The sequence below is a fragment of the Jeotgalibacillus sp. ET6 genome (genome assembly GCF_029667115.1).
Taxonomy (GTDB): Bacteria; Bacillota; Bacilli; order Bacillales; family Jeotgalibacillaceae; genus Jeotgalibacillus.
Map to the genome: position 1 here is coordinate 291,443 of NZ_JARUIU010000003.1, position 20,463 is coordinate 311,905.

Annotated in this window: 19 protein-coding genes; 5 read left to right on the forward strand and 14 right to left on the reverse strand. The window is 43.3% G+C overall.

The window, feature by feature from the left end; translation table 11 throughout:
• Positions 1 to 196: 196 nt before the first annotated feature.
• Complete coding sequence (locus P6709_RS10260) at positions 197 to 1,663, reverse strand: protein adenylyltransferase SelO (RefSeq protein WP_278240829.1); 1,467 nt, start codon at positions 1,661 to 1,663, stop codon at positions 197 to 199.
• Between the two features lie 202 nt (positions 1,664 to 1,865).
• On the opposite strand from P6709_RS10260, the gene P6709_RS10265 reads away from it, so the two are divergent.
• Positions 1,866 to 3,713 (forward strand): terpene cyclase/mutase family protein, encoded by a 1,848-nt coding sequence (locus P6709_RS10265; RefSeq protein WP_278240830.1) that lies wholly within the window; start codon positions 1,866 to 1,868, stop codon positions 3,711 to 3,713.
• 43 nt (positions 3,714 to 3,756) lie between these two features.
• Here the strand turns inward: P6709_RS10265 and P6709_RS10270 are convergent, their stop codons facing one another.
• On the reverse strand, positions 3,757 to 4,812 hold the full coding sequence (locus P6709_RS10270; protein WP_278240831.1) for an LLM class flavin-dependent oxidoreductase: 1,056 nt from the start codon (positions 4,810 to 4,812) through the stop codon (positions 3,757 to 3,759).
• Between the two features lie 192 nt (positions 4,813 to 5,004).
• On the opposite strand from P6709_RS10270, the gene P6709_RS10275 reads away from it, so the two are divergent.
• Positions 5,005 to 5,667: a hypothetical protein gene (locus P6709_RS10275; RefSeq protein WP_278240832.1), complete on the forward strand. Its 663-nt coding sequence runs from the start codon at positions 5,005 to 5,007 to the stop codon at positions 5,665 to 5,667.
• 70 nt (positions 5,668 to 5,737) lie between these two features.
• Here the strand turns inward: P6709_RS10275 and P6709_RS10280 are convergent, their stop codons facing one another.
• Together P6709_RS10280 and P6709_RS10285 are read right to left on the reverse strand one after the other, a co-directional pair.
• Complete coding sequence (locus P6709_RS10280) at positions 5,738 to 6,640, reverse strand: macrolide 2'-phosphotransferase (RefSeq protein ID WP_278240833.1); 903 nt, start codon at positions 6,638 to 6,640, stop codon at positions 5,738 to 5,740.
• A 305-nt stretch (positions 6,641 to 6,945) separates the two neighbouring features.
• Entirely contained in the window at positions 6,946 to 7,863 is a 918-nt protein-coding gene (locus P6709_RS10285; protein WP_278240834.1) for an aminoglycoside phosphotransferase family protein, read from the reverse strand.
• Between the two features lie 229 nt (positions 7,864 to 8,092).
• Here P6709_RS10285 and P6709_RS10290 point away from each other — a divergent pair, with 229 nt between their 5' ends.
• Positions 8,093 to 9,430 (forward strand): alkaline phosphatase, encoded by a 1,338-nt coding sequence (locus P6709_RS10290; protein WP_278240835.1) that lies wholly within the window; start codon positions 8,093 to 8,095, stop codon positions 9,428 to 9,430.
• 62 nt (positions 9,431 to 9,492) lie between these two features.
• Here P6709_RS10290 and P6709_RS10295 read toward each other — a convergent pair whose 3' ends face one another.
• The 6 genes from P6709_RS10295 to P6709_RS10320 form a co-directional block, all read right to left on the reverse strand.
• Positions 9,493 to 10,008 (reverse strand): GNAT family N-acetyltransferase, encoded by a 516-nt coding sequence (locus P6709_RS10295; protein ID WP_278240836.1) that lies wholly within the window; start codon positions 10,006 to 10,008, stop codon positions 9,493 to 9,495.
• A gap of 11 nt (positions 10,009 to 10,019) precedes the next feature.
• Entirely contained in the window at positions 10,020 to 10,466 is a 447-nt protein-coding gene (locus P6709_RS10300) for a hypothetical protein (protein ID WP_278240837.1), read from the reverse strand.
• A gap of 106 nt (positions 10,467 to 10,572) precedes the next feature.
• Positions 10,573 to 11,559 carry a serine hydrolase gene (locus P6709_RS10305; protein WP_278240838.1) on the reverse strand — a complete coding sequence of 329 codons (987 nt, stop codon included), beginning with the start codon at positions 11,557 to 11,559 and terminating at the stop codon, positions 10,573 to 10,575.
• A gap of 527 nt (positions 11,560 to 12,086) precedes the next feature.
• Entirely contained in the window at positions 12,087 to 12,503 is a 417-nt protein-coding gene (locus P6709_RS10310; protein WP_278240839.1) for a hypothetical protein, read from the reverse strand.
• A 71-nt stretch (positions 12,504 to 12,574) separates the two neighbouring features.
• Positions 12,575 to 13,543: an anti sigma factor C-terminal domain-containing protein gene (locus P6709_RS10315; protein WP_278240840.1), complete on the reverse strand. Its 969-nt coding sequence runs from the start codon at positions 13,541 to 13,543 to the stop codon at positions 12,575 to 12,577.
• A complete protein-coding gene (locus P6709_RS10320; RefSeq protein WP_278240841.1) occupies positions 13,515 to 14,039 on the reverse strand; it encodes an RNA polymerase sigma factor in 525 nt (174 codons plus the stop codon). The genes P6709_RS10315 and P6709_RS10320 overlap by 29 nt, the downstream gene beginning before the upstream one ends.
• A gap of 262 nt (positions 14,040 to 14,301) precedes the next feature.
• On the opposite strand from P6709_RS10320, the gene P6709_RS10325 reads away from it, so the two are divergent.
• Complete coding sequence (locus tag P6709_RS10325; RefSeq protein ID WP_278240842.1) at positions 14,302 to 14,559, forward strand: hypothetical protein; 258 nt, start codon at positions 14,302 to 14,304, stop codon at positions 14,557 to 14,559.
• A gap of 70 nt (positions 14,560 to 14,629) precedes the next feature.
• On the opposite strand, the gene ppc is transcribed toward P6709_RS10325, so the two are convergent.
• A complete protein-coding gene (ppc, locus tag P6709_RS10330) occupies positions 14,630 to 17,383 on the reverse strand; it encodes a phosphoenolpyruvate carboxylase (protein WP_278240843.1) in 2,754 nt (917 codons plus the stop codon).
• A 360-nt stretch (positions 17,384 to 17,743) separates the two neighbouring features.
• Between ppc and P6709_RS10335 the strand changes: the two genes are divergently transcribed.
• On the forward strand, positions 17,744 to 18,985 hold the full coding sequence (locus P6709_RS10335) for an ATP-binding protein (RefSeq protein ID WP_278240844.1): 1,242 nt from the start codon (positions 17,744 to 17,746) through the stop codon (positions 18,983 to 18,985).
• 59 nt (positions 18,986 to 19,044) lie between these two features.
• Here the strand turns inward: P6709_RS10335 and P6709_RS10340 are convergent, their stop codons facing one another.
• The 3 genes from P6709_RS10340 to P6709_RS10350 all read right to left on the reverse strand — a co-directional run bounded on the left by P6709_RS10340 (position 19,045) and on the right by P6709_RS10350 (position 20,383).
• Complete coding sequence (locus P6709_RS10340) at positions 19,045 to 19,407, reverse strand: hypothetical protein (RefSeq protein WP_278240845.1); 363 nt, start codon at positions 19,405 to 19,407, stop codon at positions 19,045 to 19,047.
• 281 nt (positions 19,408 to 19,688) lie between these two features.
• Complete coding sequence (locus P6709_RS10345; RefSeq protein WP_278240846.1) at positions 19,689 to 20,177, reverse strand: hypothetical protein; 489 nt, start codon at positions 20,175 to 20,177, stop codon at positions 19,689 to 19,691.
• A complete protein-coding gene (locus tag P6709_RS10350; RefSeq protein ID WP_278240847.1) occupies positions 20,174 to 20,383 on the reverse strand; it encodes a helix-turn-helix transcriptional regulator in 210 nt (69 codons plus the stop codon). The genes P6709_RS10345 and P6709_RS10350 overlap by 4 nt, the downstream gene beginning before the upstream one ends.
• Between the last annotated feature and the right edge of the window lie 80 nt (positions 20,384 to 20,463).

Sequence of the window (20,463 nt, forward strand, 5' to 3'; positions counted from 1 at the left end):
ATTACTAGTAGTAGGTGAGCGGAGCGGTGGCGACTCCTGCAGGATATGACGGCAAGCTGAGACCCCTTAAGGCAAAGCCTTTAGGAGGGCTCAGCGCCGTCCCTGCGGAAAGCGTCCGCCTGACGCGAAGTGAACCGGTCGTAGAGCTTGAGACACTTTTGTCCCAAGCTCCGTTTCATATGGATAAACACTATCATCAAGTTCCGCAAAATGTTCTATATCGCCCGTTTGAAGGATCCCGCGGGATGCAGTATTCACTTTGTGTACTGCTTGAATAGTCGTAAGGGCTTGATAACACTTCAAGCAGATTGGTGAGTACGGTATAGTCATCGTATCGAACAGCCGCTTCAAGTGCTTCTTCCACTTTGTGATTGCGCGCGATGACAACCGGGTTATGCTGCTGCATCCTTTTTTTCGCTTCACCCTGCGACTGAGTCTGGCTGCTACGTCTTTCCTGCCACTTTGTTTCCCACTTTTTAAATTCAGCTGCAGCAAAAAGTCCTTCGTTCTCTGTTGAGCCATCTGTCAGCATGCGAAATGTATTGGTAAAGTCTGATTTATGATCTTTCATCAGTCCGAGCAGTTCTTCAACCAGCTCTTCGTCTCCCTCTTCTGAACCGAAAAGTCCTAGCTTTCCTCTCATATTACTGAGCCACTGTTCGTGATAGAGTTTTCCATAAGCTTCAATTTCTTTCTGCGCAATTTCCACTGCCTTTTCCTGCTCTTCATGCAGCAGCGGCAAGAGTGTTTCTGCGAAGCGCGCAAGATTCCATCCACCGATTTTAGGCTGATTGCCATAGGCGTAGCGCCCCTGAGCATCAATGGAGCTGAACACGGTTGAGGGGTCATATGCATCCATAAACGCGCATGGACCATAATCAATCGTTTCCCCACTGATCGTCATATTATCTGTATTCATCACACCGTGAATAAAGCCCACCTGCTGCCATTTTGCGATGAGTGCTGCATGCTGTTCAATCACTTTTCTGAGAAACGCCTGGTAGCGGTTTTCCTCGTGCACAAGCTCCGGGTAATGGCGCTCAATTGCATAGTCTGCGAGTGCTTTCAGTTCTTTACCTTCCTCTACACCCGCTGCATATTGAAACGTTCCGAAGCGTAAATGACTGGATGCCACCCGCGTCATAACAGCACCGGGAAGCAGCGTTTCACGTATGATTTCTTCCCCGGTTTTCACAACAGCCAAACTGCGTGTCGTCGGGATGCCAAGTCCATGCATCGCTTCACTGATCACATATTCTCGAAGCATGGGACCAAGTGCTGCTCGGCCGTCTCCGCCTCTTGAAAATGGCGTGCGTCCGGAGCCTTTCAGCTGAATATCAACTCGTTCATTTTCAGGAGTGATCTGTTCACCGATTAACAGGGCACGTCCATCACCAAGCATAGTCAGATTGCCAAACTGATGACCTGCATAAGCCTGCGCAATCGGCATGGACCCTTCAGGCACCTTGTTACCCGAAAATATCGCTGCCCCTTCTTCACTGTGCAAGGCGTCTTTGCTTAATCCAAGTGACTCGGCTAGTGAGTCGTTAAACTGAACAATTTCCGGTGATTGCACCGGTTTGGGATCAAGTGAAGTGAAAAATATAGACGGCAGACGGCTGTAGCTGTTTTTTAAATTCCAACCTGCGTTGCTTTGTGTCATCGAATCCTCCTTATCAATTGCAGATATCTATTTATATTAGGCGTAAAATGCATCTTCATAAGCTGTTTTGTTATTGTTTTCTTTTGCACGCTTATTATACCTTTTCCCTCATTATGATGGGATTAAAATGATTTGGGCTATTTTCATAAAAGAGATTTTATAGAATAAAAATAAAAAGGATGAGATCGGAGGGATCGTGGACATGCAGAGGCAACTAGATGAAGTAATCGGGCAGTTAATGAAAGAAATTGAGACACATCAGGCGCCGGATGGGAGTTTTCGTTTTTGCTTTGAAAACAGTTTGATGTCAGACACCAATATAATGCTGCTGTTAAAAACCTTAACAGGAGAACAACATCTGATTCAAGAACTTGGTGCCCGGGTTGCTTCCCTTCAGCATCCAGAGGGATATTGGTCGTTATATCCCGGTGATCAAGGAAGCCTTTCTGCTACCATTGAAGCGTATTTTGCGCTTTTATATACAGGCTGCTGGACAAAAAGTGAGAGTGCTGCCCAAAAAGCCGCTCAGTTCATTTTGGCACAGGGCGGACTTGGATCCGCTCATTCCATGACGAAAATCATGCTGGCGATTCACGGGCAATATCCGTGGCCTAACCTGATGCATCTGCCCGTCCACTTCATATTATTTCCCGCATCCTCCCCGGTTTCCTTTTACGATTTCAGCAGCTATGCCCGTGTGCATATGGCGCCGATTCTCCTTTTAACAGACAGCCGTTTTCAGCTTAGCGACAAGGACATTCCTGATATGAGCCGTTTTAACATTCGTCAAATGCCTGAGCAGGAAAATGAGCAGTACCGCTCCCTCCTTTCCGGCATTTATCAGGCAGCTTCAACGATTGCCGGCCTCCCCCATCTCGTTCACCAGCAAGCCAGACAGCGCCTTGTCACCTATATGCTGCAGCGAATTGAAGAAGATGGAACATTATACAGCTATGTTTCTTCTACCTTTTACATGATTTATGCCTTACTAAGTGCAGGTTATTCAAAGCAGCATCCGCTGATTCAAAAGGCAGTCTCAGGATTGAAAACGCACCGCTGCCGGACAGATAACGGCTGGCATATTCAAAACTCCACTTCAACTGTATGGGATACAGCTCTTCTTTGCCATGCGCTTCGGGATACTTCTTTTCCTCAGAAAAAGCGGACAAAAGCTGAAGCTTATCTGCTCAGGCATCAGCACGACAAATACGGAGACTGGATCCTGACAGCTGAGAATGCCTCCCCCGGCGGATGGGGCTTTTCAGACAGCAACACCATTCACCCCGACGTCGATGACACAACTGCTGCCTTGCGAGCACTCTCACCCTGCACGTCTTCTGAATTCTCTTTTAAAGAATCTTTTAACCGGGGATTAAATTGGGTTCTAGCCATGCAAAACGAGGACGGAGGCTGGCCGGCATTTGAACGAGGAAAAACCAATCAGCTGCTCACCTTCGTACCAATGGATGGTGCTTCCCATGCTGCCATTGATCCTTCCACGGCTGATTTAACAGGACGTACACTCGAATTTTTAAGCAGTGAAGCGCGTCTCCCTATTCAGCATTCCGCTATTCAGCAGGCCATTCGCTGGCTGAAAAAGAATCAGCAGACCGATGGCTCCTGGTACGGGAAATGGGGCATTTCGTTTCTTTACGGAACGTGGGCAGCGGTTACCGGCCTGTCTGCTGCAGGACTGAATGAAAAGGATTCAGCCTTAAAAACAGCAGTCTCCTTTATAGAACGAGTTCAACATGAAGACGGGGGCTGGGGTGAATCCTGTTTAAGCGACCAGGAAATGCAGTATGTCCCCCTCGGTTCAAGCACGCCCTCTCAAACTGCCTGGGCACTCGACGCCCTGCTCAGTGTGCATCAGCAAAAAACCCCCGCCATTGAACGCGGGATGCAATCCTTATTACGGCAGCTGAAAACAAAAGACTGGGCGTACCGCTACCCGACCGGCGCAGGACTTCCGGGAAACTTTTATGTATATTATCCCAGCTATAATTACATTTGGCCGCTGATCGTATTGAAAAAATACGCTTCGCTGTAAGAAGAAAAAAATCCGCAGTCATCACCCGGACTGCGGATTTTCGCTATTTTTTAGCCGTGTACTTTTTAACTGCCGGCAAAATCTCTGTTCCAATGAGCTCTATATTTTTCATGAGACGCTCGAACGGCACACCGCCAAAGTCAATTTGTGCCACATACCGCTGATTTCCAAGTACCTCATGCTGATAAAGGATTTTCTCGATAATTTCCTGTGGACTGCCAATATTAATGACACTTTGACGATGCGCTCCCTGAGCAAAAAGCCGTTCAGGAAAGCCCTGGCCATTTGTTTTTTTCATCCCCTCATTGATATGAGGATACATTTCCTTGACTGCCTGCTGTGATGTTTCGGCTGCATAAAAGAAGCCAGCTGTCGCAATGGGCAATTCATCTGGATCAAATCCCCCCTCAACAGCGGCTTGACGATACGCATCCACTGATGGCTTAAACGATTCAACCGCGCCGCCTAAGTGGGCAAGAAACATCGGCACGCCCGCTCTGCCTGCTTTGATTGCACTACCGGGTGTTCCTCCAACTGCACGCCAAATAGGCAGGGAGCCATTTTGGGGACGCGGCAGGACTTCAGCTTTTCTTAAAGGTGCGCGGAATTCACCGCTCCAATTCACGACTTTTTCTTCATTAATCTTACGCAGCAGGTCAAACTTCTCTTCGTACATCGCTTCATAATCACGGACATCATAGCCCAGAAGCTCAAAAAGCCCAACCCGGGACGCACGCCCTGCAACGATTTCTGCACGGCCTTTTGAAATCAAATCGATGGTCGCAAAATTTTCATATACCCGCACCGGATCTGATGTGCTGATAATCGTAGACGAACTGGCGATTTTGATCTTCTTTGTTGCCTGCGCAATCGCAGCCAGCACCACTGCATGAGCCTGCGTCGCAAAATATTCCTGATGACTTTCGCCTACACTGAAAAAATCAATGCCTGCCTCATCGGCAAGTGTGGCATATTCGATAATTTCCTGAATCCGCTCTTCTGCTGATAGTCTTTCTCCGGTTAAAGGATTGGGCAAATGGTCTCCAAGCGTATACAGACCAAACTCCAGCCCATTCTCCGGTTTTATGCGGTTTTTCAATCATGACCCCTCCCTCTTTTTGAACTATTATACTTCAAAAGACGGCGAAGCTCGAGAAATGAGGTTCTTGTATACATCATCCGTTTTAAATATATTTACACATATTTAATGAAATAAATGGTTTTTATTATTTATTTATCCACTTTCATTCAGTATAATAGTCTCAAAAAGAAGAGGAATAGGAGAAGCATTTTGCTAAACAAACGTCAGCGCGAATTTAGAAAAAAAATGAAAGAAATCAACCGCCTGAGAAGTCAGGAGTACATAGATGGTTCTCTTGCACATCAGTCATATTCTGCAGGAAAAGGGAAAAAACCATTTTTCGTACTTGGCGGGGTGGTTGGAGGGTTAGTTCTAACCTGGAATCTTTATGCTGCTTATACATGGTTTTCCCCATCCACTTCGCCTTTTCCTTCAATTGAAGCTTTCAAGGGCAGCGGTTCAGATGAAAAGATTCATTCGTATTTTCAACAGGCAGAAGAAATAGAATCTAAACTGGGCTATCAGGTAAATTACCTGACCGCCTCCGCACAGCATGGACCACTCGACTCCGAAACCGTTCAGTTGATTCAACAGTCTCTTTTTCTCATCCATGAGCAAATGGACAACGGGGATGCACGAACAGCAGAGCTGGAACGTTACCTGAATGAGCAATTGGATTTGATTTATCAAATGCTTGCCGTTAGCTCGCCCGCCCTTGATTCCGAAAAGCTGAACTCCATTTTACATACTTACAATCAAAATCTCGTAAACAAGTCTTTCATCCTTATGTCCATCCTGGAGAAAGAAGAAATGCACTATTTAATAGAAGAAGATGGGATTACCTATGAGTATGAAGAAAAATCATTATGGTAAACCGGAAGTCCGCAAAAAAGCACCCGTATTTAAAGGATACGATTCCTTTGAATACGAGTGCCTGTCATTCCTATTTTTCCACACCTAAAACGGCCCTTGCCATGTCCAGGTATTCCTCAATCCCTGACTTAATAGCAAACTCTGCGATTGCCACCGGATAAGCAGCCTCAAGCTCAAGAATATGCGCCGCCATTTTCGGCCACACATAACCCCCGGCTGTTTCGTAAGCGCTTAGTAACTTTTTTAATTCGTTCTCACCAAACGTTCGATAATGGGCAACAAAATCCTGGCTGACATCCCCTGCACCAGCCTCCGTCCAATCAATGAATCCGGTGACTTGCTCCTTTTCATTAATCAGAATATGTCCTGCATGCAGATCGCCATGGAAGACGCCTATTTGCCTCGGCCAGAAAGACTCATCCTCGACCCATGCCTGCCATCGTTCCCAGAGGGTCTGACCGACGCCAAATTCCTCTTTTACTTTTTCCATCCTGGCTTTCATATCTTTTCTCAGATTTTCTGCAGAATCCATTTTCAAACCCGCTTTTTGGGCCTGAATCGGATCCAGCTGATGGAGGGAAACCATCGCTTTTGCCAGACTTTGTGTAAACTGCGGGGACACATTCTTTTCATCAATCTCCCACTTATACGCCTTTGCTTCAGGATCAATCGTTCCTGCAGGAATCCCGCTTAATTGCTTATAAGCAATTAATTCCTCTGTCCACACCTGCCATTTTGGCGCTTCGAAACTGATCTTTGGCTCAATCCAGTCAAGTGCGTTTTTTTCCTTTTTTGTAGAGGCAAAAACATCTTCTCGTCTAGGAATTCTCAGCACCCATTTTTGATTATTCACATCTGTGGCGAATACAACCAGAAAATCCAGTCCGGATTCGTTAAACGTTAACGTTTCTTCCTTTACTTTAAATCCATGTTTCCCGGCAAGATCCACTGCACGCTTTTTTGACAGGGTCATCTTCAGCACATCCTTTTTTCATTTGTTTTGTTTTGTGCATCAGAACGTGGTAAATCAGTCCGCTTTCTTTTTTTTGAACAGAAAAAAAGAGGGCAGATTCGTCCCCCTTTTCCACCTCACGTTTATGAAAGCTTCCTCTAAACAGACAGACTAATCCCTTGTACTCTGCACGAAAACAGAGATCTTGTACGTATGAAATTATCGTTTCAACGCGTCGGATCGAAGTCTGATTGATGCTGTCACAAGGAAAACCTCCATTCTATTATAGTTGCTCCTACTTTACCATACTGCTACTCTGTCCTCCATTAAAATGAAGCTCCTGTTTCCCCAATTAATCTTTCAAACACTTCAATCATCCTGTAAAAGCCTTCACTGTCCCCTCCATCCTCGTCAACAGACCAGGCGGTGGCAAGGACCGCGTGGCAAAACCCCCACTGAAGCAGCCTTTCCTCATTTAAGTCCAGTTCCTCTGTAAAAATCTTCACCCTCTTCTGTGTAAAGACTTCCAAATTCTCTTCAGGAAGACAATTTAAAAGAAACTGGACCAGATCATACTCTATTTCTCCAATCAGCCCCTTCGGATCAATCGCCACCCATTCCTCTTTACCTGAGAGAAGTACGTTGAAGTGATGAAAATCTCCATGAAGGACAAAGGATGGCCCGGCTGTATGTAGTAAATCGGAGAATAGAGTAAGGGCTTTGCTTAGGACGGGAAATGAGATCGGCCCCACCCCTTCCGGATGCTCAACCATGATCTTTTCAAGCGATCGCTTTCTTCCTTCCATGGTCGGAATGGATGTTTCTGAAGGAGCGGGAAGCGCAAGGGACTTCATCACGCGCGCTGCTATTCGGCAGGCTTCTTCATTCTCTTTTATATTTGCAAGTGAAATGCCGGGAGAAATGTTTTCAAGCAGAAGAATCCTTTTTTCCTCATCCCAATCAAGCAGCTGAACCATGCCTTTCCCGTTAAATTCACGCAGGGCGTTCAGTTCATCCTTGAACCCATCATGGTCTGGCATACAGAGCTTAACAACCACTTTTGTTCCATCCTTTGTTACGGCAGGCGCCACATAATTGATCGACAGCACATAGGGTTCTTTTACGTCCAGTTCCCATTTTTCTTCAGCATACTGTATAAGAACCGGCAGTTCAGCAAGCCAGTTCTCCCCCTTCTCCTTTGCATACAAGCGTACTGCTTTTAAAAATTCCGGATGAAGCTCCATCGCCAAACCTCCTAAATAGATAATAATCATTATTTTTACAAGGTTAAAACTACCTATTATCCAAAATAAATTATAATTTACCTTTAAATGTTAAAGTTAACATCGAAACCCTTTTTGAAATCTTTTCGTATTAAACTTCACTTATCTTTTAAACTCTCTTTATACTCTCTCAATTATGTCCTATTAAACTAATAATTGTAAGATATTCGACTACATAGGAGGAATTGAATTGAAAAAGTTCAAAGGATTTGCAGCAGCCGCATTGTGTACAGCCATGGTCGTTTCAGGTGTTACGTATGTTCATGAAGCAGAAGCAGGCCCTTCTAAAAATGCAAAGGGCAAGTCAAAGATCGAAAACGTGATCTTCATGATTCCGGATGGGTATTCTGCAGCCTATGCAACAAATTACCGCATCTTTAAAGGAGAAGAAACGGTGCTTGATCCTCTTCTTGTCGGCATGATGCAAACCAATTCCTCTGACAACTGGGTTACAGATTCTGCAGCAGCCGGAACCGCTATGGCAACAGGACATAAAACAAATAACGGAATGGTAGGCGTGACACCAAACGGCCGCACAGTGGAATCAATCTTAGAAGCTTCTGATGATGCCGGCAAATCAACCGGACTCGTCGCAACTTCCACGATTACACATGCAACTCCTGCTGTATTTGCTTCTCATGTGCCATCTAGAGGCAGCGAGGCAGCCATTGCCTTACAAATGGCGAATGAAGTGGATGTCCTATTTGGCGGTGGGAAGTCCAATTTCCTTCCTGAATCACTTGGGGGCAATCAGGAAGAGCGCAATTTGATTGAAGAATCAGAAGAAAACGGCTATACCATTGTAGAAAATAAAGATGATTTGATGGAACTGAACGGCAAAGAGAAAAAAGTACTGGGTCTGTTTGCAGACGGTCCTATGGCACCAGAGCTTGACCGCGAAATGACCGAAGAACCAAGCCTGGCTGAAATGACAAGTACTGCAATTGATACATTATCAACTAATAAAAAAGGTTTCTTCCTTATGGTAGAAGGAAGCCAGATTGACTGGGCAGGTCATGCCCATGATGCTGCCTGGGCGATGAAAGATGCAGAAGCATTTGAAGAAGCCGTTGAAGAAGCCATTGCCTTCGCAAAAAAAGACAAGAAAACGCTTGTTGTCGTAGCAGGTGATCACGAAACAGGCGGCATGACGGTTGGCGGATATGACGAATACAATGCCAACGTTGAAATCCTTCGCAATGTAGAAGCTACTGGTGAATTTATGGCTTCTCAGCTGAACAAAAAGCGCGGCAATGCACGCAAAGTAGTACAGGAGCACACAGGACTTAAGTTAACAGCAGAAGAAGTAGGCAGAATTCAAACGGCTCCTGAAGGCGAAGTCGGCATGACCATTAATACGATTGTCAGCGAACGTGCCTATGTCGGCTGGTCCACTTCAGCTCATACAGGTGTAGACGTACCGGTGTATGCTTATGGACCAGGATCAGGATTGTTCCACGGTCTTCTTGACAACACAGATATGCCTGAGCTGATGGCTGAGGCAATGAAAATTGAATTTGCTCAGTAATCAACTGATTGCATGCACTAAAGCTGTAACGAAAACACGGACGGGCTCCCTGTCCGTGTTTTTCAATTTTCCATTTCATCACTCAAAATGGCATAATAATACTCGTCCCACCATCCATTTTCATGAGGAATGCATTTTTTAAAGAAGCCCTCTTTTCTCATCCCGATTTTTTCCATGACTCTGAAGGAAGCTTCGTTTTCAGGCTGGCACGTCGCAATGATCCTGTGCAGCTTCAGTTCGCCAAATCCATATTCAAGTACTGCCCTTGCTGCTTCACTGGCGTAGCCATTTTTTTGATAGGCGGGATTCATTACCCACCCAATTTCATATGTATGGTCTCCGAAATATGGATGAAAAACAAGATGACCTATTAACTGATCATTCTCTCTCAAAATAATCGGGAATTTTTCAGCGTCTTCTCCGCTGTTTTTATCCACAAATTCCTTTACCGCTTCCTTTGAGAGAACTCCTTCGGGCATATATGTCATAACGTCTTTGTTTGAGGTGTAAAGGTAAACCTCCCGCCAGTCCTCCGTGTTAAAATCTCTTATTTCCAACCTCTTCGTTTTAATTTTCATTTACCATTCTCCTATAGCTCACTTACTAGTTGTGTGATATCTCCTGTCACCGGATTTACGCGGTAGGAAACCAGCTCGTCCCCCGTTTTCATGCTGATATGATAATGCCACGCAGGCTGAATCAGTGAAAATGCCTGAGAATCACCTGGTACCTTTTTCTGTTCGTGCCCTGCAAGAACACCGGGCTGTGTCGTACCGACGAGAGCTGCGGCTTCGCTGTAGGTGTAGTTTGGAACCATCAAGGCCAGACATCCGCCGCTTAAGCAAATCATAAAAAACGAAGCCAGCAGCCCCCGCCTAGTCGTTTCACCAAAATAAACGCCTAGAAAGGTTCCCGCTAAAAGTCCGCTGAGCAGGCTCATATTCAGTATCGTTTCATACATTTCTGCATTAATCGCAAGAATCACGCAGAAAAATGCGATCAGTCCAGCGAGTAAACTGCCCTTAATTCTGTTCATTTTCATTCAGCACCTTTACTGGTTTTTACCATGATATGTTGGGAAGCTGAAGCTCATGCGAACAGGTCGTTAAGGGTCAGCGAAAGCAGCAAAGGTGTTTGGAACTTTACTCGCTGCTTATTTTCTTTCGATACTCGCCGTTTGTTAAAACCTTTAACACAAATTGATTAAAATTCGTTTGCAGTTTTCTTAAAGTCAGGACGTTCAGGTTATTTGAGAGAAAAATGATTTCTGTTTGATTCCCGTCTTTATCCGTTATATAAGAAGCATATGTATACACGAATAAAGTAGATCCGCCTTTCATGCCTCCCCGCACAATCCATTCTCTATTTTTCTCATTTTTAAAAATCGAGTACCCCAGGATTTCTTCTATACAGCTTTGCATCTTCTCTTCAAATACATTTCCGTCATTAATCATTTCCATCAGGCTTGCATAATCCTTTGCAGAGCCTGACGGCAGAAGGTCAGACCAGATTTTCTGCAGATCAAAATGGAGATTTAATTTTTCCATATACTCTTTTTTTCCTTCGTTTGCCATATGGTTATGAATGAGTAGCGAATATTGGATATATTCCTCTATGGGCATATTTTTCATACGGTACAGTAGTTCTTTCTTTGTTGTAATTTTTTCGTTGAACTTCACATAATTGCTTATGTATAAAGAAGAAACGAGCGGATAGATTCTTGAATGATGATGTAAATTCAATGACTCAAGCAGCTGATTCACTTCTTCTATTCCAAGGTAGTTTAACAGGAAATCTGTATTTGCATTTGAACTGTAGGCAGCCATTCCAATCGCAATTTCCTTTAATGAATAGTCCTCTTTCGTAAACTCCTTCATCCATTCTTCATGAGCTCCCCCGTCTGTTTTCTCTAGATAAAACTTCAACAGCTCTTCTTTTGGTACGCGTTCATTCTCATCAATCTTCCCTATACTGACCTGCCGTGCAAATTCAATCACCAGGATGATCTTGACGGTACTGGCCAGGGGCAGAGAAGTTTCATGGTTGATGGATATGAGCTCCTGTTTGTTCCGTCGAATAAGCAAGGAAACGTCTTTGTCCGCTCTCCTCTTTTTTGCATACCTTAACACGATGTCCGGATCTTGATTGCGTTTCTTAAACCAAGCAATGATTACAATCAGCCTCTTTCCTTTTCGTTATAAAAAAAAACAGTTAGTATACAAGGGATGATTTCTATCATTACGATCTCTATTACTCGTATACCTCCTTATCCTTGCACTACCGCAGCGGATATAAAAAGAAGAGAACAAAGTATCATGAAATAATTTACTTTATTCGCTTTATCCTCCTTTATCCCTTGGACAGCCTGCAATAAGGTCATCACGCCCAAAAATGAAAAAATCATACTTTGAGAAATAGTCAATTTGAATATAAAAAAATAAAAGAATCCGAATACAGCTGCGAACACTGCAATTGCATAATTAATCGTTCTTAAAGTAGCCAATCTGTTTCTCAGCTCCTTCTATTTGAATTAAGGCAAAGTATTACTAATATTAAGAATAGTATAAAGGTTTATGGGAATATTTGTCGAATGGATTTGTCTTAATTTAAATTAAATGCAAGATGCAAAAAGCCAGTCCAACACGGACCGGCTTTTTCAGTAATTCATCGAGCTTACTTCAATATCAAATCGTGAAGGGGTCAATCCATTTTTTATAATCAATTCGGTAAAAAGCAATTGAATCTCTTCTTTGTTTTCAGCGGTGGCTGCTTTTTCCTGCAGCTGGACTTGAAGAGCGATCCGGTCGGCTGTGTAGGCATTCCCTATAATCCGAAAAGGAGCGTAGCCTTTATTTTTCATTTCCTCTCTAACCTGTTCATATAGAGCGCCTTCATCAAGCAGCGCTTCATTGAACACTTGCACTTCTTTTAGAGAGACGGCCTGTTCAGTTTGAGAGAGCTGAGCAAATACTGCTTCAGCTTTTTCTTCTTCCACACGGGTCTGGCTGAAAAAAACCGCTAGTCCAACTGCCAGCATCACAAACCAAATGCCTATTGTCTGATTCCTTGTCATCGTCCCGCTCACTCCAACTGTTTTTTTAAATCGTATGCACGCTGAAGAGGAACTATGATTCTGGCAAACAATTAGTCATTTTCAAGATAGTTTTTTGTTGTAGCTCCGAGTGTTGCAGCGGCAATCATCGGCTCATCGTTAAACGCACGCAACTCTTCCGATGAGCCTGTTACCACGACCCCTATAATCTCAACATCTTCTTCTGTGAGCGTCCGGTCCTCTCCATATGTGAGGGTTTTGCTAATTTCTTCAGCTGTAGATTTAGAAGATCCCCCTTTCTCAATCATCCTATTAATTGAATAAATGAATGACCCGCTTCCTCCATCAGCCCTGAATCCAAAAGCACTTCCTCCATCAGTAAGAAAGGGAAAAGATTGTTGTTCATTTAGCATTGAGTGTTCTTCAACCCTCTCTTCTGTGAATGTATCCACCCACATCCAGGCAATCGAATCGCCAAATACCTCCTGTACTTCTTCTTCCGTATAGGCACGGTTAAATGAAAAAGCCATTTCTGCGACGTCAGCCTCTGTCATTTTTTCAAGTGCACGGCGATCATCAAATTTTTCTTTGTAGGTTACTTCCGGATGAAAAAATCCGATCGTACGATGACCATTCACAAAAGTGTTCATGCGATCGCTGTTAACTTGAGCGTATCCGCTTGCATTCATAGTAGATGTAATATCAGGAGAGCCAAGAACAGGAATAACCGTTTCCTTTTTCCCCCACGGAACGGGAACCCCATCAATATACTTAAAGTAATTAGTCGATGCTGTGACAGAGAAAGGGGAGTAAAGGTAGGATGTCCCTTCCATGCGTAGATTTGCTCCATGAATGCTGTTCCATAAGCTGTCTTCGGCAAATTCAGTTTCAATTTTCTTATTCAGCAGATACTTGCTTCCTGCTAACCCCCCGTATACCACAAGCAGACTGACGACAACAGCGATAATGGTAGTCTGGATAACGGAACGCCTTCTTGCTTTTTTCACTAAATTCCCTAAATTGCTTTTTTGATCAAATGGATTCTCTGTTTCTTTGGTCATCCTGTCCCCTCCCGTATTTTTTGATAAAGCTTGCCCGTGCCCGATGAAGCGTTGACTTCACTGCGGCTTCTTTCAGGTTCAGCAAACTTCCTATTTCCCGAAGCGATAAGTCAGCGGAATATTTTAAGAGGAGAATTTCCCGGTGATTTACTTTAAGCTGATCAAGCACCCTGCGTATATCACTGCTCATTTCATTCGTAATAATAGCAGCTTCAGGGGTCCGTTTTTCCACCCGGTCTTCATCAAAAAATCTCCATATTATTTTCTCTCTTCTTGAACGGGTCTTTGAAAGATCGTAGTAGCCATTTACTGCCACACGAAACAGCCACCCCTCCACATTTTGAACAGGCACGCTGTCGATATACAGCAGGAATTTGTAAGCTGTGTCCTGGATTACATCTTCAGCATCCTGCCGCTTTGCTCCCATCTTTACTAAATAATAATAAATCTGCTTCAGCTGCCTGTGCAGCGATTCCTCCAGCTCCTGCTGCGCCATCTCCTCCCCCCTTCCATGATAAAGACGAACAGACTCACGATTGGTTTTGGAAAATCCGTTATTTTTTTCACTTATTTGAGAAATTCAATCTTTCTTGTAAATTGAAAACAAAAGACGATCGGTTTTTTATGGTAAAATATTCTTATTTACCTTATTCTTTTATTAGAGTTCTTTTTTCGTTATCGAAATGAAATCAATTTATTTACAGTTTGATACTCGTATTATTATAAACGTGTATCAAAAAGAAAGGAGTAATCACTTCATGTCATCTGAACCCGATTGGTTTGTTACAATCCTCCCACTTCTTTTTGCGGGTTTTTGGATTTTTGTTACACTCATTCCTTTTGCCCTGCTTATTTTTATCATCGTTTATGCCGTGAGGGTCATTAAACGCATGGAGCAGCGGGCTGAAGAAAAGCTTTCCATACAGCGGGAATCACTTCAGCTTCAAAGAGAGCAGATGGAGTCATCGAAGCAATCAAATTCTGCAGCATTCACTCCACCTGAAGAACCGCTGTAAAACTCACAGCAAAAATCCACTTTTCAATTGAAAAGTGGATTTTTACGTTATTGCATAGCTTCTTTAGAAATTAACCTGTGTTCACAAGTCCTGCGGCAACGCCATTGATCGTCAGCAGTACTTCTGTCAGCAGTTCATCTGAGTGATCATCAGATTCACGCATTTTCTTGATCAGCTCAACCTGCAGGAAATTGAGCGGGTCTACATAAGGATTTCGTAGATTCACGCTGTCCTGAATATTAGGCGTATGATCAAGAAGCTCAGTGTTGCCTGTTATCTTCAGGAGCACCTCTTTTGTCAGGGCATACTCGTCTGAAATTTCCCCGAAGATTCGTTTTGCAATCGCCGGGTCATGCACCAATGATAAATATTCTTCTGCGGTGGTTAAATCCGCTTTTAACAGAGCCATCTGAAGATTATTGATGGTTGATTTAAAGAACGGCCAGTTTTCATACATCTCTTGCAACGTTTTCACCTGCTCCGGTCCCTGTGAGGCAAATGAGTGAAGTCCTGTACCCGCAGCATACCAGGCAGGCAGCATTTGTCTTGACTGCGTCCAGGCAAATACCCATGGAATGGCACGAAGATCTTCAAAACGCTGACTTCCTTTTCGGCTCATTGGACGTGAGCCGATATTTAGCTCTCCCAGCTCGCCAAGCGGTGTGGCCTGCTTAAAGTAGGTTAAAAAGTCCTCGTCTCCAAATACCAGATCCTGATATTTTTTTAGAGCAGCGTCAGAGCTTTGTGTAATAGCCTCTTTCCAGTCACCAGGAAGAGCATGTCCATCCTTAAACTGCCGGATAGCTTTTGCCGAAGCTTCCAGCAGAGCAGATGCTGCCTGTTCAAGATTACGGTACGCGATGTCGCCAAGCAGATAACGGGAGGAAAGCACCTCTCCCTGCTCGGTAATTTTCACGCCATGACCCAGTGTTTCGCCAGGCTGTGACTGAATGCTGCGGTTTAACGGACCACCGCCGCGCCCAAGGGAACCCCCGCGTCCGTGGAAGAATTTCAGGCCGACATTGTATTCTCTCGCCATTTCATGAATTTCCTGCTGGGCGTTGAATAGCTTCCAATTGGCTGTCAGCGTACCTCCGTCCTTGCTTCCATCTGAATACCCAAGCATAATTTCCTGATGGTCGCCGTGCTTTTCAAGATGACCGCGGTAAACGTCCATGTCAAATAACGTTTTCATAATTTGTGGACCGGCAATCAAGTCATCCACCGTTTCCAGAAGAGGAGCGACATTCAGGTTGCTCTCGATCGTACCGTCAGCATGCAGGCGGTAAATCCCTGCTTCTTTTGCCAGCACCAGCACCTCCAGTAGATCACTTGAAGACTGTGTCATGCTGATCAGGTACACATTGATTGAACGCTTGCCAAATACATCATGCGCTTTTTTGATCATTTGAAAGACTTTCAACACTTCTTGCGTTTCTTTTGAATAGTCTTCCTGCAAAAGGGTCACAGGTCTTGGATCCTTCAGGACTTTTTCAAGGATGGAAAGCTTTTCTTCTTCCGGAAGAGAAGCATAGTCCTCCGTAATGCCGACAACTTGTAAAATTTCTTTTATTGCGGCTTCATGCTCTCCACTGTGATTTCGTATATCGAGTGTCGCAAGATGGAAGCCAAATAGCTGCACCTGACGAATGACTTTTCGGATGGTTTTCAGCTTACGATTGTCTGGCTGGTGATTTTCTGCGTCTTCTTTAATAAGCATCAAGTCTGACAGCAGCTCTTCAGCATCCTGATAGCCGAGTTCAGATTTTCCAACTTCACGCACACGCTTCAGCATCACTGCAAACTTGCGCCGGTACACTTCCCCTTCTACCGGCCATGCTTCGTCCTCTGATAAATACACCTGTTCTTCCTCGTTAACGGAACGGAAAAGTTCTTCGCTTACTTCTACCCGTGTAATAGACTGGCTGAAGCGCTTCATCAGGTCCACAAGTGCCTGCTCGTACTTTTTCAACGTCAGTTTACGCTGCAGTTCCAGTGTTTCCCATGTAATTTCCGGAGTTACATGCGGGTTGCCATCCCGGTCTCCTCCGATCCAGGAGCCAAAGTGAAGGAAGTTAGGAACGGTCCATTCGAGGTCAGGATAGTAGTCTTCGAGTTTATCTTCGAGCTCCTGGTGAATCGCAGGAAGCACGGCAAAGAGGGTTTCGTCAAAATAATAGAGGCCATTTTTCACTTCGTCGATGACAGTGGGCTTGCGGTGGCGCAGTTCATCGGTCTGCCACAGCGCTGTCACTTCATTAAATAAACTGTCATCATACTTTCTTCTTTCCTTTTTCGTTAAATACGGATTATCAAGCGCTCTGAGAAGAAGGGAAATCCGCTTCTGCACTTCTAGCACTGTGCGTTTTGTCGCCTCGGTTGGATGGGCTGTGATAATCAATTCAATAGACAGATCATTGACGATCTGCTGAATTTCCTGCGGTGCGAAATCGTTTTCTTTTATGTACGCCACCGCACTCTCAATTGAAGCAGGCTGAATTACCCCATCATCGTCAAGCTGATACTGCCTGAAGCGGCGGATACGATGGTTTTGCTCTGCAATATTAATAATGTGAAAATAGATGGAAAATGCACGGATTACCTGTTCACGCATCGGCGGCTCAATCGCGCTGATTTCTTCCTTCAGGTGTCTATAGGTTTCTTCATTGTATTCTTTTCGCAGGTTTTTTGTGGTCTCTCTTATTTCTTCTACCTTATTTAAGAGAGAAATTCCCCCGTGATGAATTAACACTTCGCCCAAAATGGAGCCGAGCTTCTTCACATCACTGCGTAAGGGCGCGTTACGATCTGTTGATTCAGTCATATTCATTTCCTCCTAATTTCCAAAAATTCAGATAAAATAAACCTTAAAAGTTTATTATAGCTGAAATGCAGAAGGAACAAAAGAAATTAGCTAAATCAGATCGGCACCGTTTCAAAATAGAGCATTTATTTCTACCTTCAATGTACATTTTTTAAGATTAACGCGCTGCCTCCTTTGAAAAATTAAAATCAAATAAAATTTGTCGCGCATTAACCCTTCCCTGTTATATGCTTATACTATAGTGTTTAAAGAATATTATTTTTTAGAAATGAATAGACTCTCCTTTTTAGATGCACATTGAGTGCATACCGTTTTTTCTTCCATACCCGATGTTCACTAATTCATGAAAGGAAGAAAACGATGACTGAAACCCTGCTCAATAACTTTTTATTTATTTTACTGCCTGTTTTAATTTATCTTATTTTCTTTGAGGACCGTCTGAGCCATTACCGGAGCCATCGTGTATTTCTTTTACTCGCTGCCTTTCCTTTAATCCTGACCATGACGTTCCCTATTAAAATGGAGCTCGGATTTAATTTTGATCTGAGGTACATTCCATTTATCATTGCAGCCCTGTTTTCAGGCTACAAAGTGGCGATTCCTCTTTATATCCTTTTAAATGGATATCGCTTTATTCTGGGCGGAGAAGGGATGATTCAGTCTTTTCTTTTCTCAACCGTTGTATTACTCGTTGTGCCTTACTGGTGCAGAAAATTTATTCAATTAACTCCTAAAGAACGAATCATCTGGGGAGGGATTACGTCCTTTTTGGTTGTCAGTTTTTATCTTTTAACGCTCACTGCATTTTTTCCGGTGCTCAATGAAGAATACTGGATGATTGCAGCGAATATCGTACCGGTGCATGTGGCGGGTGTTGTCATCGTCCTGGTTTTAATTGAAAAAATCATCACGAACAATCAAAAAAGAGAACAATATATGCAATCAGAACGCCTGAATGTGATTAATGAGCTTTCGGCGAGTGTTTCACATGAAATCCGCAATCCGCTTACTGTAACGAGCGGGTTCCTCCAGCTGTTAAAGGAATCCAAGACCGTTAAAGCAGATGATAAAGTATATATTGAGTATTCTTTAACTGAATTAAAAAGAGCGGAGAAAATAATCAGCGATTTCCTTTCTTTCGCGAAGCCGCAAGCAAAAAACATGGTAACCACAAACTTGAAAAGCGAAATTGAATACGTCAACAACATTATGGTTCCATACGCTCACCAGCATCTGGTGGAACTGGAGTTCAGCTTTACAAATCACCTCAGCCGTACGTTTGATCAAAATCAGATTCAGCAATGTCTGATTAACTTATACAAAAATGCGATTGAAGCCATGAAGGAAAATGGAGGTACTCTCTCTATTGATGTTTTCACTAAAAAGCGGTATATCATCATCTGCATCAAAGACACAGGCGAAGGAATGACAGAAGAAGAAGTTTCCCTGATCGGAAAGCCGTATTATTCAACCAAAAAAGAAGGGACAGGCCTTGGGATGGTAATGGTGTACAGTGTGGTAGATAAAATTGGAGGAAGAATTGAGATTGACAGTGAAAAAGGTGTCGGAACGACGTTTCAGTTAACGATTCCAGTTAAATAACCGGAAAATCAGCTCCTGAAAAGGGCTGATTTTTTAGTGGTCTATGTATGCGAGCACGATCATCCATATTTAGCCAATTTTTTAAAATAAGTACCTTCAAAAATAGGGGTGATATGATAGAGCTCTTTAGGACAATGGGAAGAAAGCTTGACCAATTCATCAAACACGTCTTCAGACAAGAAATAAGTGGATACTCCCTCTTTCAGACTGGTCATTTTTTTGGTGGCATGACTTTCTTTCAACTCTTGAATATCAAACCAGATCCGGTCATTATCAGCATATCTAGAATATCTTGTCTGCGGATATTCTCTTGTTAATCTTGCTGAAAACGAAATATAGATCGTACCGTTCTCTACGAATGAATCTTTTACACGGGTAAAGACATATCGAATTTTTGTAGGAATTTCTTTGGTTTTTGTCATTTCTTTCCCCCAATTTCATCGTTTAACTAGTTCCTCGAAAGCGCTGAAAACAGCTGTCAAAATAAAAAAGCCGAAAAGAATCGATATCTCGATCCATTTCGGCTTTGCTGTCAGTTCAAATGCCTACAGCATGATACCAAGAATCTATTTAATTGCTTCTTTTGGCTAAGCATCAGGTACGACAAAGAAACTCAACTGTTTTCTTGTTAGAATTATTATACTGAATTTTCAGTGAACAGTAAAGAGTTTTATTATATGCACTATGATGAAAAGAGCCAAAGTTATTTCCTATATTCTTTAACCCAGACGATTCCATATACAATGGTTGAGATATTCAAGATGGCCGCAAGCATATAGAATAAGTAAATTGGAAAATCATCGCTGATAAAGGGTAAAAAAACCAGAATAGTCATTAATATCGGAATTGTCACCCCATAAGTATAATAGCCGGCTCGTGTCGCTTTGCTGGTAATGATGCTTTCCCGCTCGTCTCCTTCGCTATACTCGGTCATAGATGTAAACATCCACTCAATCGTGCGCTTATTTGTACTTCTTGTTTTAAAGGAATAAATGGCATAAAACACTGAAAATAAGCTGAAGATGATCAGCGGAATGACATTAAACTCAAAGGAAAACTCCCCTCCCTGTGACCAGTTCGTTTCTTCAAACTCCTCAAACTTCCTGAACAATTGAACGGCAGTACTCAGCACCCAGGCCAGAAGTGTATAAAAGATGACACTCAAAATGGTTTCGATGACCACTCTTTTCATGATTCGTCCCCTTCCCGATAAAAAATGGTTTCTATTTTTTCTTCTAACACATCCGATAAATTCATTGCGAGCAGTAAAGACGGTGTATAGCTCCCTTTTTCAAGAGAAACAATGGTCTGTCTTGTTACCCCAACTCGATCGGCCAGCTCACCCTGAGTAAGTCCATGCCTGGCGCGCAGCTCTTTAACCCGATTCCGAATCGCCATGTATCACGCCTCCTGATTTTCGTATGATTACAATGTATACTAAACTTTACTTTTTGTAAAGTTAACTATTCTTTTTGTAT

Coding starts and splice junctions, on each gene's coding strand:
- P6709_RS10260 (WP_278240829.1), bottom strand. CDS start 1,663: ATGACACAAAGCAACGCAGGTTGGAATTTAAAAAACAGCTACAGCCGT.
- P6709_RS10265 (WP_278240830.1), top strand. CDS start 1,866: ATGCAGAGGCAACTAGATGAAGTAATCGGGCAGTTAATGAAAGAAATT.
- P6709_RS10280 (WP_278240833.1), bottom strand. CDS start 6,640: ATGACCCTGTCAAAAAAGCGTGCAGTGGATCTTGCCGGGAAACATGGA.
- P6709_RS10285 (WP_278240834.1), bottom strand. CDS start 7,863: ATGGAGCTTCATCCGGAATTTTTAAAAGCAGTACGCTTGTATGCAAAG.
- P6709_RS10295 (WP_278240836.1), bottom strand. CDS start 10,008: ATGAAAATTAAAACGAAGAGGTTGGAAATAAGAGATTTTAACACGGAG.
- P6709_RS10300 (WP_278240837.1), bottom strand. CDS start 10,466: ATGAACAGAATTAAGGGCAGTTTACTCGCTGGACTGATCGCATTTTTC.
- P6709_RS10310 (WP_278240839.1), bottom strand. CDS start 12,503: ATGACAAGGAATCAGACAATAGGCATTTGGTTTGTGATGCTGGCAGTT.
- P6709_RS10315 (WP_278240840.1), bottom strand. CDS start 13,543: ATGACCAAAGAAACAGAGAATCCATTTGATCAAAAAAGCAATTTAGGG.
- P6709_RS10320 (WP_278240841.1), bottom strand. CDS start 14,039: ATGGCGCAGCAGGAGCTGGAGGAATCGCTGCACAGGCAGCTGAAGCAG.
- P6709_RS10325 (WP_278240842.1), top strand. CDS start 14,302: ATGTCATCTGAACCCGATTGGTTTGTTACAATCCTCCCACTTCTTTTT.
- ppc (WP_278240843.1), bottom strand. CDS start 17,383: ATGACTGAATCAACAGATCGTAACGCGCCCTTACGCAGTGATGTGAAG.
- P6709_RS10335 (WP_278240844.1), top strand. CDS start 17,744: ATGACTGAAACCCTGCTCAATAACTTTTTATTTATTTTACTGCCTGTT.
- P6709_RS10340 (WP_278240845.1), bottom strand. CDS start 19,407: ATGACAAAAACCAAAGAAATTCCTACAAAAATTCGATATGTCTTTACC.
- P6709_RS10345 (WP_278240846.1), bottom strand. CDS start 20,177: ATGAAAAGAGTGGTCATCGAAACCATTTTGAGTGTCATCTTTTATACA.
- P6709_RS10350 (WP_278240847.1), bottom strand. CDS start 20,383: ATGGCGATTCGGAATCGGGTTAAAGAGCTGCGCGCCAGGCATGGACTT.